The organism is Agrobacterium sp. DSM 25558 (assembly GCF_900100825.1).
Classification (GTDB): Bacteria; Pseudomonadota; Alphaproteobacteria; order Rhizobiales; family Rhizobiaceae; genus Agrobacterium.
The window spans coordinates 38295-56402 of sequence record NZ_FMUD01000006.1 but is presented as its reverse complement, the minus strand read 5'-3'; the positions used below and the strand labels follow the sequence as shown (position 1 = coordinate 56402).

The 18108-nt window shown below is 55.5% G+C and carries 18 protein-coding genes, 1 tRNA gene and 1 pseudogene; 6 read left to right on the top strand and 14 right to left on the bottom strand.

Going from position 1 to position 18108, the window contains the following annotated elements; genetic code table 11:
- Window positions 1–2 precede the first annotated feature (2 nt).
- Both DSM25558_RS07185 and paoA read right to left on the bottom strand, forming a co-directional pair.
- The gene (locus DSM25558_RS07185) at window positions 3–953 is read right to left on the bottom strand and encodes an FAD binding domain-containing protein (RefSeq protein WP_077103253.1); all 951 of its coding nucleotides are present in this window, start codon (window positions 951–953) and stop codon (window positions 3–5) included.
- Window positions 950–1585, bottom strand: a complete 636-nt coding sequence (gene paoA / locus DSM25558_RS07180; protein ID WP_077103251.1) for an aldehyde dehydrogenase iron-sulfur subunit PaoA — start codon at window positions 1583–1585, stop codon at window positions 950–952. The genes DSM25558_RS07185 and paoA overlap by 4 nt, the downstream gene beginning before the upstream one ends.
- 213 nt (window positions 1586–1798) lie before the next feature.
- Between paoA and DSM25558_RS07175 the strand changes: the two genes are divergently transcribed.
- The 3 genes from DSM25558_RS07175 to DSM25558_RS07165 are packed head-to-tail and all read left to right on the top strand — an operon-like array spanning window position 1799 to window position 3437.
- Entirely contained in the window at window positions 1799–2371 is a 573-nt protein-coding gene (locus tag DSM25558_RS07175) for a DUF6030 family protein (RefSeq protein ID WP_244554136.1), read from the top strand.
- Window positions 2372–2400: 29 nt separating this feature from the next.
- Window positions 2401–2742 (top strand): XdhC family protein, encoded by a 342-nt coding sequence (locus tag DSM25558_RS07170; RefSeq protein WP_077103247.1) that lies wholly within the window; start codon window positions 2401–2403, stop codon window positions 2740–2742.
- Window positions 2742–3437: an XdhC family protein gene (locus DSM25558_RS07165; protein ID WP_077103245.1), complete on the top strand. Its 696-nt coding sequence runs from the start codon at window positions 2742–2744 to the stop codon at window positions 3435–3437. The genes DSM25558_RS07170 and DSM25558_RS07165 overlap by 1 nt, the downstream gene beginning before the upstream one ends.
- Here the strand turns inward: DSM25558_RS07165 and DSM25558_RS07160 are convergent.
- The 4 genes from DSM25558_RS07160 to DSM25558_RS07145 form a co-directional block, all read right to left on the bottom strand.
- Window positions 3420–4043: a nucleotidyltransferase family protein gene (locus DSM25558_RS07160; RefSeq protein WP_077103243.1), complete on the bottom strand. Its 624-nt coding sequence runs from the start codon at window positions 4041–4043 to the stop codon at window positions 3420–3422. The two genes, DSM25558_RS07165 and DSM25558_RS07160, sit on opposite strands and share 18 nt — an antisense overlap.
- Window positions 4044–4104: 61 nt before the next feature.
- Window positions 4105–5151 carry a glutathione synthase gene (locus DSM25558_RS07155; RefSeq protein ID WP_077103241.1) on the bottom strand — a complete coding sequence of 349 codons (1047 nt, stop codon included), beginning with the start codon at window positions 5149–5151 and terminating at the stop codon, window positions 4105–4107.
- An 11-nt stretch (window positions 5152–5162) separates the two neighbouring features.
- Window positions 5163–7037: a flavohemoglobin expression-modulating QEGLA motif protein gene (locus DSM25558_RS07150; protein ID WP_077103240.1), complete on the bottom strand. Its 1875-nt coding sequence runs from the start codon at window positions 7035–7037 to the stop codon at window positions 5163–5165.
- Window positions 7034–7867 (bottom strand): N-formylglutamate amidohydrolase, encoded by an 834-nt coding sequence (locus DSM25558_RS07145; RefSeq protein WP_244554135.1) that lies wholly within the window; start codon window positions 7865–7867, stop codon window positions 7034–7036. Before DSM25558_RS07145 ends, DSM25558_RS07150 begins: the two co-directional genes overlap by 4 nt.
- Window positions 7868–8068: 201 nt before the next feature.
- Between DSM25558_RS07145 and DSM25558_RS07140 the strand changes: the two genes are divergently transcribed.
- Window positions 8069–8158 (top strand) — tRNA-Ser (locus DSM25558_RS07140).
- A gap of 220 nt (window positions 8159–8378) precedes the next feature.
- Here the strand turns inward: DSM25558_RS07140 and DSM25558_RS29760 are convergent.
- Together DSM25558_RS29760 and DSM25558_RS07135 are read right to left on the bottom strand one after the other, a co-directional pair.
- Window positions 8379–8497: pseudogene (locus tag DSM25558_RS29760) on the bottom strand (IS3 family transposase); the annotation flags it as partial.
- An 83-nt stretch (window positions 8498–8580) separates the two neighbouring features.
- Complete coding sequence (locus DSM25558_RS07135) at window positions 8581–9672, bottom strand: NADH:flavin oxidoreductase/NADH oxidase (protein WP_077103238.1); 1092 nt, start codon at window positions 9670–9672, stop codon at window positions 8581–8583.
- A gap of 98 nt (window positions 9673–9770) precedes the next feature.
- Between DSM25558_RS07135 and DSM25558_RS07130 the strand changes: the two genes are divergently transcribed.
- On the top strand, window positions 9771–10082 hold the full coding sequence (locus DSM25558_RS07130; protein WP_077103236.1) for an ArsR/SmtB family transcription factor: 312 nt from the start codon (window positions 9771–9773) through the stop codon (window positions 10080–10082).
- 333 nt (window positions 10083–10415) lie between these two features.
- On the opposite strand, the gene DSM25558_RS07125 is transcribed toward DSM25558_RS07130, so the two are convergent.
- The 4 genes from DSM25558_RS07125 to DSM25558_RS07110 form a co-directional block, all read right to left on the bottom strand.
- Entirely contained in the window at window positions 10416–10598 is a 183-nt protein-coding gene (locus DSM25558_RS07125; protein WP_077103235.1) for a hypothetical protein, read from the bottom strand.
- Window positions 10599–10885: 287 nt separating this feature from the next.
- A complete protein-coding gene (locus tag DSM25558_RS07120) occupies window positions 10886–11125 on the bottom strand; it encodes a hypothetical protein (RefSeq protein ID WP_077103233.1) in 240 nt (79 codons plus the stop codon).
- On the bottom strand, window positions 11125–13146 hold the full coding sequence (locus DSM25558_RS07115) for an acetyl-CoA carboxylase biotin carboxylase subunit (RefSeq protein WP_077103231.1): 2022 nt from the start codon (window positions 13144–13146) through the stop codon (window positions 11125–11127). Before DSM25558_RS07115 ends, DSM25558_RS07120 begins: the two co-directional genes overlap by 1 nt.
- Window positions 13147–13251: 105 nt before the next feature.
- Window positions 13252–14784, bottom strand: a complete 1533-nt coding sequence (locus DSM25558_RS07110; protein ID WP_077103229.1) for an acyl-CoA carboxylase subunit beta — start codon at window positions 14782–14784, stop codon at window positions 13252–13254.
- A gap of 128 nt (window positions 14785–14912) precedes the next feature.
- Here DSM25558_RS07110 and DSM25558_RS07105 point away from each other — a divergent pair, with 128 nt between their 5' ends.
- Window positions 14913–16331, top strand: a complete 1419-nt coding sequence (locus tag DSM25558_RS07105; protein WP_077103227.1) for a helix-turn-helix domain-containing protein — start codon at window positions 14913–14915, stop codon at window positions 16329–16331.
- On the opposite strand, the gene DSM25558_RS28775 is transcribed toward DSM25558_RS07105, so the two are convergent.
- Both DSM25558_RS28775 and DSM25558_RS07100 read right to left on the bottom strand, forming a co-directional pair.
- Entirely contained in the window at window positions 16310–16468 is a 159-nt protein-coding gene (locus DSM25558_RS28775; RefSeq protein WP_159442480.1) for a hypothetical protein, read from the bottom strand. The two genes, DSM25558_RS07105 and DSM25558_RS28775, sit on opposite strands and share 22 nt — an antisense overlap.
- 104 nt (window positions 16469–16572) lie before the next feature.
- The gene (locus DSM25558_RS07100) at window positions 16573–18099 is read right to left on the bottom strand and encodes an L-piperidine-6-carboxylate dehydrogenase (protein ID WP_077103225.1); all 1527 of its coding nucleotides are present in this window, start codon (window positions 18097–18099) and stop codon (window positions 16573–16575) included.
- Window positions 18100–18108 lie beyond the last annotated feature (9 nt).

Genomic DNA, 18108 nt, shown 5'->3' with positions numbered 1-18108 from the left:
GCTCAACCCCTTGCTTCTGAAAGAACGGCACCGATCGTTCGCTCGACGAGTGCGATCTTGAACCGGTTCTGTTCCGTAGGATGGGCATCCGCGAGAATACCATTTGATGCCGAGCGCGCGCCGTTCGGAAGGTCGGCCTCTGCCGCTTCGACCCGCCATGGCCTGTGCGCAACGCCGCCAACCGCGACACGACCGGTTCCATCCGGCTGCACGATCGCACCAACCGAAATCAGCGCAAATGCGTAGGACGCACGGTCTCGTACCTTGCGATAAATGTGTTTCCCACCGACTGGCGGCGGAAGCAAAACAGCCGTGATGAACTCACCGGGTTCGAGAACAGTTTCGATATGGGGCGTATCACCGGGCAAGCGATAGAAATCAGCAATGGGGACGGCCCGACGGGTTGCGTCCGCCTTCACTGTCTCTACCGTCGCGTCGAGCGCACGCATCGCGATTGCCATATCGCTGGGATGGGTCGCTATACAGGCTTCACTGACACCCACGACAGCGTGCTGCCTGCTGAACCCGCCAATTGCCGAGCAGCCGCTTCCGGGCTGGCGCTTGTTGCACGGCTGGTTGGTGTCATAGAAATACGGACAGCGCGTGCGTTGCAACAGGTTTCCAGCGGTCGTCGCCTTGTTGCGAAGCTGCCCGGACGCACCTGCGACAAGCGCTCTGGAGAGCAGGCCGTAGTCACGACGAACGGTCGTGTCTGCTGCAAGATCGGTATTTCTGACCATCGCACCGATACGTAACCCACCTTCAGGGGTGACTTCAATCGTGTCCAAGCCCAAGCCGTTGACATCGATCAGGTGCGTTGGCGTCTCGATCTCCAACTTCATGAGATCAAGCAGATTGGTACCGCCTGCGATGAACTTCGCCTGTGCGTTCGCCGCCGCTGCGCTGGCTGCGGCCTCAATTGAAGAAGGGCGTTCGTAGGTAAAGGCTTTCATGCTCTGATCCCTCCAACTTCCGAAATCGCATCGAGAATGTTGGAGTAAGCCCCGCATCGACAGATATTGCCGCTCATGCGCTCGCGAACTTCTGCCGCTGTGAGCTCTGCCTGGGCATTGAGATCATTGGTAACGTGGCTTGGGATGTTCGCCTTGATCTCTTCAAGCACGGCCACGGAGGAACAGATTTGCCCGGGTGTACAGTAGCCGCACTGAAATCCATCATGTTTGACAAAGGCGGTCTGCATCGGGTGCAGGTTGCCAGGCTGGCCCAGCCCCTCGATGGTCGTCACCTCATCGCCCTCATGCATCACGGCCAAAGAAAGACAAGAGTTGATGCGACGCCCATCGACCATAACGGTGCAGGCACCGCACTGGCCGTGATCGCAGCCCTTTTTCGTGCCTGTCAGATGCAAATGCTCGCGCAACGCGTCCAGCAATGTTGTGCGGTTATCCACCTCAAGGTGGCGGTTTTCACCGTTGACTGTGAATGAAATTTTGGATGTATGACTCATCTGGCTCCCCGGAGACTGCGCTGCCGCGCTGCCGGCGACACCTGTGACCGCGATTGTCGCAGCCGAAGAGATAAGTAAGTTCCGTCTGGAAAGTTCCAGTAGGCTGCCGTCTTGCATACCTTGGCTCCGCTTCGATGGTTTGAGATACCAAGGTAACGAAGTCAGTTGTGAAAGGTGCCGTGCCGAACGAAAAGTTGATGACTGCAGATCACATCGTGCTCTCGCAGCGGTTCGTTCGAAAGCTCTCTGCTTGTTTAAGGTTGTGTGCCGTCTTGTACATCCCGTCCAGCAGAGTACACTCCGCATCCGCGCGGATGGCCTTCATATAGCATGTTAATTCCTTTGATCATTTCCCTGTATCTCGTTAGCGGCTCGGCACAACCCGGCACGGCTGATAACAAAACACGTCATCCTGCCAGGGTAGAGCACGTGCAATGGAAGGTACCTCCTCGCAACTCACCCAGCTTCGCTGAATCCCAGTGCCGGAGCATTGCTGACCTATCGGTGTCCAGCAGGCCGGTCTTTACCGTTACAGAAAATGGCGAATGGGAATGCACCTATCTCATTGAATATTCCGAGACGGGCCATAAGCCGTCGCTCTTCATTCAGATACGCGGGCTAGACCCGGGCATCTGGAGCAGCTTCAGACTGAAGCTGAATTTTGGCTCACCTTTGTCACGTCAGGTTCTGGGCGCGCAAGCCGCGGACCTCGTCTATCTCCTAATCGGAACGAACACGCCCGTTCGGGATTTAGATGCCATGTTGGCTGCAGGACGCGAGTTGGAAATGACATTCGATGACGTAACGCTGAAATACAGGCAGGAACGTACCGATAGTAATCGCTTCAATCTGTTCGGCAGCAAAAAATTGGGCCCAGAGAAGAATGCGAACAAGCCCGACTAAGCCGCGGTCGAATGGCGAAGGAATAAGAGATGCCGTCAGAGACACTCAATCACCATCAAACAGACGACCCTTTGGTTTGCGCCGAAGACTGGAAGAAGAGCGGCCGCGAGGTTGCGATTGCAACGGTCATCGAAACCTGGGGATCAGCGCCTAGACCCGTTGGCAGCCATCTCGTGATTGACTCTGAGGGGCATTTCGAGGGCTCTGTTTCAGGAGGCTGCGTCGAAGGTTCTGTCATCTCAGCTGCTGTTGACGTTATTATGGACGGCACCCCGCAAATGCTCGAATTCGGCGTGGCAGACGAAACCGCATGGTCTGTTGGCCTGTCCTGCGGTGGTCGCATCCGTATCTACGTCGAAAGGCTGCAATAATGGATATTGCCGCCCTCGAAAAACTAAACGCCCATCGCAATGCCCGCATACCCGTGGCAGTCGTTACGAATATCAAAAGTGGCATAAACACCGTCGTCACAGACGCAATGGCATTCGATGGCGCTTTGGCTGAAGCCGTTGGAGCAGCGCTCAAGTCCGGTAAATCAGGCAGCGTCACAATCGAAGACGTGTCCTATTTCATCAACGCCTATGTCCCCACGCCTCGGATCGTCATCATCGGCGCGGTCCATATCAGTCAGGCACTTGTGCCGATGGCGAAACTCACCGGCTTTGACGTTACCATCATCGATCCACGCACGGCATTTGCGACAGCAGAGCGTTTCCTCGGCACCGACCTCATAGCGGATTGGCCACAAGATGTCCTGGATGTCAGGCCGCTGGACCGCCATACGGCCCTCGTTGCTTTGACGCATGATCCGAAAATAGACGATTTTCCAATTGCGGAAGCCTTGCGAGCGGGATGCTTTTACGTGGGAGCACTTGGCAGTCACAAATCCCATCAGGCTCGACTGGAGCGCTTGCGAGAGCTGGGCTTTCAGGAAGCCGATCTAGCCGTGATCCATGGACCAGTTGGGCTGAATATAAGAGCAGCAAGTCCCGCCGAGATTGCGGTTTCCATTCTGGCAGAAATCATCGAAACGATGCGATCAAACGACCTAAAGCGGACCACGTGATGCACCCGGCGACATGCCACCCGCTGCGGCAATCGCTTCGGGCGTATCCACATCGATTTCCGCTGCATGCCCGATTTCGACATTTATGATTGGCAAACCGGAAGACTTGATCACGTCACGGGCACCGACATCTCCTTTTATCTGCGAGACGGCTTCCCGCAATGAACGGGGCAGGATGACAGGATTGCCGGGGCTTCCATTTGCGACAGCGCGTGTAATCGCAGTACCCCCAGATTTTTTGAAAGTGAAGATCATTTCGTTCAAATGTTCGCTGGTGATACCAGGCATATCCGCCAACATAATCATAACGCCATCCGCGTCCTGCACCTTGGTCGTTGCAAGACCTGCCGCAAGCGAACTCGACATACCCAAAGCATAGTCCGGGTTGACGACCGTCTCAACGTCAATGCCCGACAGGACGTTTCGCAATTCTTCGTGCCTGTGACCCAGGACAACGGTAACCGACGACGCGTCGCTTTCCATGGCCACCGTTGCCATTTGCTGTAAAAGGGGAATGCCATCAAACTCTGCTAAAAGCTTATGAAAACCGCCTTTACTGGTGCGACTGGATTTGCCGGCCGCTAGAAGAATGATCGCAACATTCATTCGGTTCTCCTCTTCCCCACGAGCGACGCATGAACGCGCGAGTTCCACAGCGTTTTCAGCTTTACAAAGTCGCCAACAACCGATTGCTCAAAATCCCCGCAGAAGCCTGTTGCATGGCGACCTTCTTCTCGATGGCCTCAATGACTGTCTCGGTGAAGTCCACTTTGGTGAGATCGCGGATATGAGACAGGCCACCGGGTGAAAAGACGTTGACCTCCAAAATCTTGTCTCCAACGATGTCCAGGCCAACCAGAAACATGCCATCTTCAACGAGCTTCGGGCGCATCATTTCGGCAAGCGCCAGCACCTCGTCCGAAACCTCCACAGCTTCTGCCGTTCCACTGGCATGAATGTTCGAGCGGAGGTCTCCTTCCGCAGGAACACGACGCAACGCGGCATAGTGGCCATCCCGCATCAGCGGTATACCATTCATCATGAAAAACCTGATGTCTCCGCCTTTTGCGGCTGGGAGATAGGCCTGTGCAATGAGGTAACCCTCGACGCTGACGGCCTCGAATATCTGGTTAAGGTTTGTTTCCTTACTAGAACCGATCTTGAAAACATTCTTACCGCCGGATCCCTGAAGAGGTTTGACGATAACGCCCTTCGGATGCGAATCTGCAAAAGCCCTTATTTCCTCGACATTACGGGAGATCAAGGTCGTCGGCCGTACGATCTCCGGGAAACCCTGAAAATAGAGTTTGTTTTGCGCCAGGGCCAAGCCTTCGGGATCGTTCAAAACGACAACCCCACGCTGTTCCGCAAGACGACCGAACAGAATGCCGGAATGCACAGCCCAAGGCCGCGATGTTTGATCCAGCGATGGGTCATTGCGCAACATCAGCGCGTCGATATCCTCAACGTCGATGGTTTGACGTTCGAATTTTTTGTCTTGCAAGACCGCGTAGAAATTTTCGATCTTCTTGTATTTCTGGCGTGGCAGAACCAAAGCGTGAACCACCAGACTATCATCCGGTCGCAAGGTGAAATCACCCGGTGTGAGGTACACGACCTCATGACCACGGTTGAGTGCAGCCATCGCCAAAAGCCCAGTCGCAAAGGTCGGTTGCTCGCCCTCGATTGAATTGACGAAAAATGCAATACGCATAGGTCCCTCCCTTATAAAGTTGCCATTTCAGCTATCGATAAACCTGATCTTATTTTTTCTAATCGCTCATTGGCCTTTGCAGGCGCAAGAAACGCCGGACGTATGCCAGGCGGGTGAAGAAGACCACGAAGCGCGAGTTCCTGCATAACAGGGAAATGTGCCGCAGAAATTTTCCCCATCCAGAATGGATCAAGCGCTCCACCCTTTCTCAAATGCTCTTGAATCTCGCTGAGACCGCGCAGGTAGATCGCATCCTTGGAAAGCCCCCCACCCCGGTAGATTCTCAGCACCATATTGAAGGCATTGGCCGCTTCAAACCCGTGCTGTTGTGTCATGATACGAAACGTCTCGACAAAACTTGCGCCGTCGAGCATGGCAGCGCAGCCAACGACGCGCGCTGCGATGAGACGCAGTCTTTCCCGTGTCATGCCGCCGGAAAGATGTTCAGCTAGCACAGCCAGACCTTCCTGTACCCCTTCATAGCCGGAAAGGCCGGTGCGAAAAAGCCTGAGACCTTGAGCGGAGCCATTGAAATATGTCAGCAGGTGCACGCCGATCTCGTGGTGCAAAAGCGCATCCAGACGCCGCCGCTCCATCACCGTGTGACGGGACACCAGCAACTTTTCGCCCGTCACCATCAATCCCGGCGGCAAGTCATCGCGAATGTCGACCCGTGCCTTGAACTCGTGATTTTCGTCGCGGTAGGCATCCACCATTTCCCGCGCTTTTTTCGTCACCTCGTAGCAATCGACCATAGCGATTTCGGAAGCATCGTCCGTACGAGGGCAGCGGGCCAAAACATCCTCTGCAAGTGCCAGCAGGGATGGCTCTACCGATCCATATAATGCACGGCTGAAATCCGTGAACTGCCGCTTATGCAAATGTGCCAGCATCGTCAGTTGCAGGTCGAGTTCCTGCTGTTTCTCACGGTAGAGGTGATACAGAACGGGGTCCTCGAGGTGATCAAATGCAACAGAATAGAGCTTACGTTTCTGCTCTTCAACATCGACCCCGAGTGGCCGATAAAGGAAATGCGGCGCATATTGGAAATTGCCTTCGCTAAAATCAGCAAAGGCCTTGCGCGCATTAATGGGCGTCACGGACAGCAAAAAATCGAACGAGGCAGCGATATCATCGACCGAACGATCCGCACGGCGCACGGCATCCACAAAGGCTTTGCGACCAAGAGCGCGATGTGACGTAATTTTCAATGCTTCAGATTGACTTGAGAAGGCCGAAAACGCCCGAAGCCCCGCATCGAACAGATCAGCGATCATCGTTTCCCGAAGGCCGGGATAATCGGCACCCGATTCCGGTTGACGATAAATTGGCGCAAAACGCACGCTGATACAGGGAAATTCGAGCCCCGCCGCTTTCAATTTCGAAACGTAATCATTCGCCTCGTCCGGGCGTGTGATACGCGGGGTGCGGAACCTTATATCGGCATCGCAAATAGCTTTGATAAAAACGCGTTTGGCATCCTGCGTCGCAGGCTCCGGGGTCGCCGAGACAGCAACCTCATAATGCGGCAAGAACGGTGAGTCATCTGCGAGAAGAATGTCGTGTTCGAGCTCACCGACATCCAGCACGATAAAAGTGCCGAACCGTTTCTTCATTTCTGACCCGACGGCTGCCAAAATTGGCACAGCCTCGGAAATGTTGGAAGCGATCAAATAGGAAGCATGAGCCGAAGCGATATCTCTGGCCGCCAGATTTTTTGAGCCATTGGTCAAATGCAGGCACAGAAACGGAAGTGGGCGATCGATATGAAGGCGTCCATCGACCCCAATGTCCTGACGAATAGCCTTTTCTTCCGCCAAATAGTCAACAACATGGGCCAGCACATCAGATATTCCGGAAAGCCTATGGGCGGCAGATATCGTCATTTCCGAGCCCTCAGCAATTCCTCCAACACCGGCTCCAACGTTGTTATCGCGTCGCGGATATCTTGAATGACATCCTTATGTGGCTGTCCCGTCCACTCATCCATAAAAATTTTTTTGAACTCGATTGCTATGGCGCAACCGTTCTTGGGGAAATGCTCATGGATAAACCGAGTTTGCTCTCCTTTGCCTTGAAAGGCGATATTCTCCCGCACATCCAGTTGCCGACCACCGATGGGAGCCTGACTGAATTGGTCGATCACGGCGTCGATCACATCTGCCCAGCGGTCTCTATCCATTGAAGAGGTGCCGATATTGATATCTGGCGCCTTCTCTTGGGCGGTTGGAGCGGCGTCGATACCGTCGCGTCGGTGGTTGTAACTGTGCACATCCAAAACGATGAATGTTCCATGCTGCTTTTCCACAGCCCCCAGCATCTGGCGCAACATGGCGTAGTAATCATCATGAAATGCAAATGACCGGCGCAACACCTCTTCCTGCGGCTTTTCTCTCCAGACCTCCAGCCCCCAAGCCTGTTCAGGGCTCAGATAAACCGCCTGAGACTTGTCGCGGTTGAGATCGATTTCGAAGCGAGAACGATGCACAACGATCTGATTGACGAGGCCAGAAATCATGTCTGCCGTAAAAGGATCTTCTTCACGCAGCCGTTCATCATCTGGCAGCGCCATCAGCGGAAGCACATCCTCTCTCGTGCCGTGCCCATCATGGATAGCCGTTCCAATGATCGGTGAAAGTCCACGCTCGACAGACCAGAACCGCTGTTTCATTTCCTCAATCGTCGCCGTCACACCCATCCCCGCCTCGTTGTCCATGGACGGCAAACATCAGAAGGATAAATTTTGTTCCGATTTGATTATGCTTTACGAGCGCACCGCTAACGCCGGCACCAACGCCGCTTCATAAAATTATAGAAAACTTCCATGAGCACCACCATATCAAACATTTAACCCTTGCATGCCCGAGAATTGCTGGTTATGAGAACGCCCGCACGCTCCTCAAAGCTTCGTGCCCGCGGAGAGGTGGCAGAGTGGTCGAATGCACCGCACTCGAAATGCGGCATACCTGCAAGGGTATCGTGGGTTCAAATCCCACCCTCTCCGCCATAAGTCACGCTGAGCTCGAACGTTTCCCCTTATTAAACCAGAGCCAGAGTTGATCTGTACCATCTTCCACCTGCAATTTTCTTGCCACAAGGCCACACTCAAGGCGGTGCGCCAATGATGCTGCTGCTGGAAATGGCCATTGCATATCTGCCTGAGCATTCAAGATGAACGCTCGCCGGCGTGCGTTGTTGCTTTCGACATACAATGACAGGTTGCCTATTGTGATTTCCCTCACCGAAGTTGTGTCAGGAGCCGTCTCGTCGAATTACCGACAAGGGTGTTATCGAGGGTGACAGATGGCCTGCCGCCATGGATAGCAGGGCAGCGTTTGTAGCCGATGGGACGGTCAAGAAAGAACACAGATGTGGCCGCTGCGGTTCGTCAACCGCAGCGGCCAGTATGGTGCAGCTTTTTTTCCAGAGTTAGGCCGTTCTGTAATGTTCTAGCCAGTGAGCGTATGGCGCGGGTAGCGTCCAGGATGGTTTATCGACACCAAGTTCAAACGCTGCCTGGTAAGGCCAATGGCTGTTGGCAAGCAGCGGGCGCCCGAGTGACACCAGATCCACGAGATCGTCTGCGATCAGCGCATCAGCCTGCTTTGGTTCGCTAATGAACCAGCTCGTCGTTGCGGGAAGCCCAGCCTCGCGCCGTACCCGCTGGGCGATGGGTGCCATGAAAGCAGGGCCCCAAGGAATATTGGCAGTCGACGTAGAGAAACCAATGCTGACATCGACAATGTCGAGGCCGCCAGCCTTGAAGCGACGAACCATCTCGATCCCCTCTTCCAAGTCATCAGAACCGTCGAATTCAGTCACGCCAAAGCGGGCGGCAAGGGGGAGGTGCTCAGGCCAGACTTCGCGAACAGCAGCCAGTGTTTCAAGTAGAAATCTGGCTCGTCCGTCAAAGTCACCGCCGTAGGTGTCTGTGCGTTTGTTAGACCACGTCGAAAAGAAACTTTGCCCAAGGTAACCATGAGCGAAGTGAAGCTCAAGCCATTCAAAGCCGGCGGCCAGCGCCCGCTTAGCAGCGGAGACGAAGTCCGCCTTGACCCGCTCGATATCAGCAAGCGTCATGGCCTGTGGCACTTTGCCAAGGTTTCCTCCGAACGCAACGGCTGATGGCGCCAACGTTTCCCAGCCGCGCGGATCAGAAGCGGCGATATGGTCGTCGCCCTCCCATGGACGGTTCGCGCTCGCTTTCCGGCCAGCGTGTCCGATCTGGATTCCAGGAACCGCACCTGCAGCCTTCATCAAGCCCACAGATTTTTTCCAAGGCTCGATCTGCTCATCGCTCCAGATCCCTGCGCATCCGGGCGTGATGCGACCCTCCGGTGATACAGCCGTCGCTTCGGCAACCACCAAGCCTGCACCACCGCGCGCCAATCCGGCAAGATGGACATGGTGCCAATCATTTATAATGCCGTCCTCGGCAGAATACTGGCACATAGGCGACACCACTATACGATTTCGCAACGTTACGTCTTTGATAGTAAAAGAGGTAAATAGGGATGACATGAGAGCTCCAACTGATAATTAGCAATATTCATATAATCCTTCGGTATTTCGATTACAATCGAACTATCAAATAACCTTCTCTAATGCTATGTTGGGTCATGCGCGCCATTCCACATCCCGCCCTCGAAGACGTGAACCTCACCCAGGTGCTCTATGCACTGAGTGATCCTGTACGGCTGGGAGTCGTGCGTCAGTTGGCAAATGGGGGACAGGCCACATGTTCCGCACTGGATGGTGGCCGGCCCAAGTCCAGCATGTCCCACCACTTTAAAGTCTTAAGGGAGGGCGGTCTGGTTTTCACCCGCACGGATGGACCAGCGCACCTGAATGAACTGCGTCGTAAAGAGATAGATGAGCGGTTTCCGGGCCTATTGGACGCCGTACTGGCGGCATCGGACGAAGCGGGCTGATATTGAACGCTTTCACCACAGTCGAAAGACGCGCGATCTGAACAGCCGTCATTGAATTTTGCATGCCGATTACACTGATATCAGTGCAGAAATCAGTGACGCTTTGTAGCAACTTATGCTTATTTTGCTGACGCTTGCGTCTTGTTTTTTAGAGGGTATCCGGCCCTTGACGAGCGACTTGGGAGGGTCGCTAACCAACCAAACGAAGCTTGTATCGTCCGGGCTGGCTTTTCAGGGTGGCCCCATGCTCGTTTAGCAGGTCGGACCTAAGCCGCATCGAGCAGCCTAGGTCCGAAAGAGGCGACTTAGTCCCTTGCCTCCCACCCAGTCGTTTCAGGTTTGAGCCGCGTAGAAGATGGCAAAATTGACCGCCAGCATCACGACGAGCATTCCGATGGAAGCCAGAAGGAAGACGCCAATCTTCTTCAGCGTGCTTTGCGGCTGTTTCTTGCGGCTGAACGCAACGACGCCCGCAACCCCTAGGGAAATGCCAACGATAGCCGGGAGTGACATCATGTCTAGAACCTTTCGAATGGTTGCACGCCCCCTCTAGCGTGAGAGTCCGTGCTTGATCACTATGTAGTTCGGGAAACTCTTAAAGTTGCATCGCTGAAACGCTGCAAGGCCATGTAACGAAAAAGACGAGGTTTTCCCCTAAAAGACCGGGACATTGTGTCAGGCATATCCAATTCGGGATATTATAATATCTTCGAAAATATGTGCTTTTCGTCGCCTAGGGGCATGGCACCGACGATCAACTCAGCACTCTTGAAGCCCTCTATCCCGTCGGTGTCATAGCAAACTTAGTGGATTGTCAGACACAGGTGGACAGGACTCTCATGGTCATCGTCTGCGGGGAGTAATTGCGTATTCCACGCCAATCGTATGCGTTGGGGATGTTGGACGTCCTCGATGTCTTCTGCGGTATAGAGTGGCTTGATATCGATGCCTTCGGGCGTGTGCCAGATGAGGGTGTCCGACGCTGCTTTCAGTTCGCGCTCCGCCAACGCCTGCCAGTCCGCAAGGGTCTTGCTTTCCGGCATCACTCGAACTCCATGATCAGTTCGTCCACGGCCAGACTTTGGCCTTTCACCGCAACCACACGCTTGACCCTTCCTTGCTTCTCGGCGCGCAACGTATTCTCCATCTTCATCGCTTCGATGATGGCGAGCGCTTGGCCGGCCTCCACGGTTTCACCTTCAACGACAGAGACGGATGTCATGACGCCCGGCATGGGGCAGAGCAGCATTTTGGATGTGTCGGGCGGCAGCTTCTTCGGCATCAGCCGGGCAAGTTCTGCAACACGGGGTGTTCGCACGTGGGTGGTCACATCCATGCCGCGCCAGCGCAGGCGGATGCCGGTACCCGCAAGATCGGTTTTCACCCCCATCACCATCCCATCGATATGGAATGTCGCGTGGCTACGGCCAGGCACCCAATCACCAGTGGCACCAAACGCGGTTCCATCCGGGAACTGGACCGAAGGTTCATCGTCAGAGGCGTTGAGGGTGAGTGGATGTTCCTGATCGGCAAAGGTGACGACCCAGTCCTTGCCGATCACCCGGCGCTGGTTGCCGATGGTGCCGGAAATCTGCACTGCGCGATCCTGCAGCGCCTGATGAACAAGCACGGCCACCGCCGCAAGCTTCCGTGCCGATTCCGGATCCGCCTCGACCCCGTGGAACCCCTCCGAGAACTCCTCGGCGATGAAGGCCGTCGTGATGGCACCCGAACGGAATCGGGGATGCTGCATGACAGCCGACAGGAAAGGCAGGTTGTGACCAATGCCCTCGACCTCGAAATTATCGAGAGCTGCCGACATGGCATCGATGGCAGCCAGGCGCGCTGGTGCGCCCGGTTTTTCCAGTGCCCAGGTGCACAATTTGGCGACCATCGGATCATAATACATCGAGATCTCGCCACCCTCGAACACGCCTGTATCGTTGCGGATGATCGTGCCATCGGCTGCCTGCCCTTCGGCCGGCGGTCGGTAGCGCGACAGCCTGCCGATGGAGGGCAGGAAATTGCGATAGGGGTCTTCGGCATAAAGCCGGCTTTCGATAGCCCAGCCGTTCAGTTTGATATCGCCCTGAGCGAAAGACAGCGTTTCACCAGCGGCAACGCGGATCATTTGTTCCACCAGGTCGATGCCGGTGACGAGTTCCGTCACCGGATGCTCCACCTGAAGGCGGGTGTTCATTTCCAGAAAATAGAAATTGCGTGCGCCATCCACGATGAATTCCACCGTGCCAGCAGAATAATATCCCACCGCTTTCGACAAAGCCACTGCCTGTTCACCCATGGCCTTGCGGGTCTGTACATCGAGGAATGGCGACGGAGCCTCTTCGATGACCTTCTGATTTCGCCGCTGGATGGAGCATTCGCGCTCGCCGAGATAAAGCACGGTGCCGTGCTTGTCGCCAAGCACCTGGATTTCGATGTGCCGCGGCTGGGTAACGAATTTTTCGATGAAGATGCGGTCGTCGCCAAACGAGTTCTTCGCTTCATTCTTTGACGCCTGGAAACCTTCGCGTGCCTCCGCATCGTTCCACGCGATGCGCATGCCCTTGCCGCCGCCGCCGGCGGATGCCTTGATCATCACGGGATAGCCGATGGCGGATGATATCTCGACCGCCTCGTCTGCATCGGCAATCAGCCCCATATGGCCGGGAACGGTCGACACGCCTGCTTCGGCGGCCAGCTTCTTGGAGGTGATCTTGTCGCCCATTGCGGAAATTGCGCCCGGTGGCGGGCCTATGAAGGTGACGCCTTCCTTTTCCAACGCAAGCGCAAATGCAGCATTTTCCGACAGGAACCCATAACCCGGATGCACCGCATCGGCGCCGGTTTTGCGGATCGCATCGAGGATGTTGTCGATGACGATGTAGGACTGGCTGGACGGCGCAGGACCAATATTCACGGCCTCATCCGCCAGCGTGACATGCAGGGCATTGGCGTCGGCATCGGAATAGACCGCGACCGTGGCAATCCCCATGGCCTTGGCCGTGCGAATGACGCGGCAGGCGATCTCGCCGCGATTGGCAATAAGAATTTTCTTAAACATTGCGTGTCCCGCCAATTTTGCCTGCCTGAAGTTGGTGCCGACCGTTCATGTTGGATTGTCGCTGAAAGCCCCGACGCATCATGAAATTTCCGAGTCTCATTGCGATTACAATGGCATCGTGTCGTGCTTGCGCCACCGGACATCGACCTGCTTTTTGCGCAGGGATGCAAAGGCCCGTGCAATACGCCGACGCGAGGAATGCGGCATGATCACCTCGTCGATGAAGCCGCGTTCTGCGGCGATGAAGGGGTTGGCAAACCGCTCCTCATATTCCCGCGTGCGCGCGGCGAGCTTGTCCGCATCCCCAAGCTCCGACCGGTAGAGGATTTCCGTGGCACCTTTTGAACCCATCACGGCAATCTCGGCAGTGGGCCAGGCGTAGTTGATATCGGCCCCGATATGCTTGGAAGCCATCACATCATAGGCCCCACCATAGGCTTTGCGGGTGATCAGCGTCACCATCGGCACCGTTGCCTGACTGTAGGCAAAAAGCAGCTTGGCTCCGTGTTTGATGACGCCGCCATATTCCTGCGATGTGCCGGGCAGGAAGCCGGGAACATCGACCAATGTGAGGATGGGAATATTGAACGCATCGCAGAACCGCACGAAACGGGCTGCCTTTCGGGATGAATCGATATCCAGGCACCCTGCCAGAACCATGGGCTGATTGGCCACAACGCCAACCGAGCGACCCTCGATGCGCACGAACCCGATGATGATGTTGCGCGCAAATGCGGCCTGAACCTCGAAGAAATCGCCCTCGTCTGCGAGTGCGAGAATAAGTTCACGCATATCATATGGCTTGCTGGACGAGTCCGGAACCAGCGTATCGAGCCGATGATCAAGAGCCGTGGTCTCACCGAAAAATGGCCTGACAGGACCTTGCTCGAGGTTGTTCAGCGGCAGAAAATCGAAAAGCAGACGGATCTGTTCGAGTGCTTCCACATCGTTTTCGAATGCACCATCGGCGACGGACGACTTTGCGGTATGGGTGCGCGCGCCCCCCAGCTCCTCTGCCGTCACGATTTCATTGGTCACGGTCTTGACCACATCGGGGCCTGTCACGAACATGTAGGAGCTGTCTCGAACCATGAAAATGAAATCCGTCATGGCAGGCGAATAGACCGCACCACCCGCACACGGCCCCATGATGACGGATATCTGCGGAATGACGCCTGAGGCATCGACGTTGCGCTTGAACACATCGGCATAACCGGCCAGCGAGGCGACGCCGTCCTGGATGCGCGCCCCGCCGGAATCATTGAGGCCGATCACGGGCGCGCCGTTTCTCAACGCCATGTCCATGATCTTGCAGATTTTCTGGGCGTGGGTTTCCGAAAGGGAGCCGCCGAGGACGGTAAAATCCTGAGAGAAAATATAGACCTGCCGACCGTTGATGGTTCCCCAGCCAGTAACGACACCATCCCCAGCGATCTTTTGCTCCGCCATGTTGAAATCAACAGCACGGTGCGTGACATACATGTCGTATTCTTCGAACGACCCCTCATCGAGGAGAATTTCGATGCGTTCCCTTGCGGTGAGCTTTCCCTTGCTGTGCTGGGCATCGATGCGTTTCTGCCCCCCGCCCAGCCTGGCTTCGGCTCTTCGCGACTCAAGCTGCTCGAGAACGGACCGCATGTCATTTCCACTTCAAACGCTTTGATGGTGAACCATGTGTACCTGACGAAGAAGGTTCACAAAACAGTTGATCGTGCATGATTGTGTAAACCATAAAAATGCAAATTAAAATTTGCGAAGTTGCTAACATGGCCATCGGCAAACTTTTCATCGGGCGCAAAATCCGGGAACTCAGGGATGCGAATAGGGCAACCCAGGCACAGTTTGCCGAGCGGATCGGGATCTCCACCAGTTACCTGAACCAGATCGAAAACGATCAGCGGCCCGTATCGGCAGCGGTTCTTGTTGCTCCGGCTGAAAAATTCCAGATCAATATGAGTGAGCTTTCATCCGGCGAAGGTGATAGGCTACTATCTACCATCACAGAAGCCTTGACGGACCCTTTGTTTGAAAACCTCAGCCCCAGTTTTCAGGAACTGAAGCTCATCACCCAAAGCGCACCCAATCTGGCACGTGCCTTCATCCAGGCGCATCAGGGATACAAGCGCAACAACGAGCAGTTCGTCGGTTTGAGCGACAGCCTCGGACGCTCTGCCTCTCTAGCCGAAACAACGCCTTATGAAGAAGTCAGGGATTTCTTTCATTTTGTCGATAATTACATATACGCGCTCGATATCGCGGCGGAGAAACTGGCAAGTGAACTTGGTCTGGGAGACGGAGACAATTACTCGGTCCTGTCCCGCTTTCTCAAATCTGAGGATGAGGTAGAGGTCAGGCGCTCCGAAGCGGAAAACGATGCGCTACGCCGGTTGTACCGATCCTCCGGCATTCTCTCCATCAACCGCTATGCGCCGGCATCGACACGGGATTTCCAGATCGCCTTCCAGATCGCGCAACTCCATATTCCCGATCTTATTCAGTCCATCGCCCAAGATGCCAATTTCCGCACGGTCGAATCCGTGGAAATCTGCAAGATCGGCCTCCAGAACTATTTCGCAGGAGCATTGATATTGTTCTATGGAGAGTTCCTATCGACCGCAAATCGCCTGCGCCACGATATCGATCTGCTCGCAGCCCGCTTCGGTGCCAGCGTAGAGCAGGTTTGCCACAGGCTGAGCACGCTACAGCGAGCCGGGAATAAGGGGGTGCCGGTCTTCTTCGCGCGGATCGATCGCGCCGGCGACATCACGAAACGGCATAGTTCCACAAAGCTGCAATTCGCGCGGTTCGGTGCAGTTTGTCCTTTATGGAATGTTCATGAGGCATTTAAAACGCAAGGCCGGATCATTCGCCAACTTGCCGAGACGCCGGATGGAGTGCGATATCTCTGTCTTGCCACGCAAATCACGAAATCCGGGGCCGGTTACCACAGCCCTCAGCCGCGCTATGCCATCGCTTTCGGTTGCGAAATCTCCTATGCGCATGCTTTCGTCTATGCAGATGATCTCGATCGTTCGGCAAGAACAAATTTTGCATCAATAGGGATTTCCTGTCGGATCTGCGAGCGACCCAAATGCCCGCAGAGAGCCGTCCCGCCGTTGATGCGAGAACTGCGCGTGGACCACGATACGAGAACAATTTTGCCTTACACCCTTGGCGACCGGTAGCAGTCAAGGAAAGGCAGACTGAATATCATTCCAGCGAGCCGGACAGCATTCGACAATGCCTCGGCAACATAGGCCTGTTCCAGACGATAGTCGGTGAAATCGCCGTTTGCCTCGATCCGCTTGGCCTTTGGCGTCATCTTTGCGATCACTCCCTTGCAGCTTTCAAATGTACCGAAAGCGAGGATCCGCGATGCGGGCCGGAAGCCCGCATCTTCTATTTTCGTTGGCGCGCTTTTCCGGTTTACTCGATATCGAACGTAACGCCCTGCGCGAGTGGCAATGCCTTGGAGTAGTTCACGGTGTTGGTGGCGCGGCGCATATAAGCCTTCCATGCGTCAGAACCGGATTCGCGGCCGCCGCCGGTTTCCTTCTCGCCACCGAACGCACCACCAATCTCCGCACCCGATGTGCCGATATTGACATTGGCGATGCCGCAATCGGATCCATCAGCTGCCAGAAAGCGCTCAGCTTCCTGAAGATCACGCGTAAAGATGGAGGACGAGAGACCGGCGGCAACAGCATTGTGATCGCTGACGGCCTGATCGAAATCGCTGTATTTCATCACGTAGAGGATCGGCGCGAAGGTTTCTTCCAGAACCGGACCAGCGTGTTTCGGCATTTCGACCAGCGCTGGCTTCACATAATAGGCCGTATCCTTGCCAGCATCTGTCACGCGCTCGCCACCGGCGACGATGCCGCCATGGGCCTTTGCCTCTTCCAGCGCCTTCTGCATCCCATCGAAAGCCGCCTTGTCGACCAATGGACCGACGAGGGCTGAGGTTTCTAGCGGATTGCCGATGGAAACAGACGCATAGGCCTTCTTCAGACGCGGAACGAGCTGGTCGTAAACGCTGTCATGCACGAAGAGGCGGCGCAGCGTGGTGCAGCGCTGACCGGCTGTTCCCATGGCACCAAAGGCAATGGCGCGCAGAGCCATATCGAGATCGGCAGAGGGGCAGACGATACCGGCATTGTTGCCACCCAGTTCCAGAATGGCGCGGGCGAAACGCTTGGCCAGGCGTGGGCCAACATCGCGGCCCATGCGGGTGGAACCGGTTGCCGAAACGAGCGGCACCTTGGGATGATCGACCAGCGCTTCACCAACGGTGCGATCACCGATGATGACCTGGCTCAAACCTTCCGGCGCATCACCGAAACGGGCCAAAGCACGCTCGAAAATGCCTTGAACGGCAAGCGCTGTCAGCGGCGTCTTTTCCGATGGCTTCCAGACAACGGAGTTGCCGCAGACGATGGCCAGTGCGGCATTCCATGCCCAGACGGCGACGGGGAAGTTGAAGGCCGAGATAATACCGATGACACCCAGCGGATGCCAGGTTTCCATCATGCGGTGGCCGGGGCGTTCAGTCGCAATGGTCAGGCCGTAAAGCTGACGAGAAAGGCCGACCGCGAAATCGCAGATGTCGATCATTTCCTGCACTTCGCCAAGGCCTTCGGACATGATCTTGCCAGCTTCGATCGAGACGAGACGACCAAGGTCATCCTTTGCAGCACGCAGTTCTTCACCCAGCAGGCGGACCAGTTCGCCGCGCCTTGGCGCTGGTACCAGACGCCAAGTCTTGAACGCGGCATCTGCCTTCTCAACCATGACAGCAACGTCGCCAGCAGACACCGTCTTCAGCCGAGCGATCTCTTCGCCGCTGACCGGGCTGAAAGACACCATGTCGCCATCGTTCCAGGCGTTGCGTGCCACGCCAAGCTTATCGAGGATTTTCGTTGTTTCCTGTTTCACATCGATCTTCGTCATCATACTCGTTCC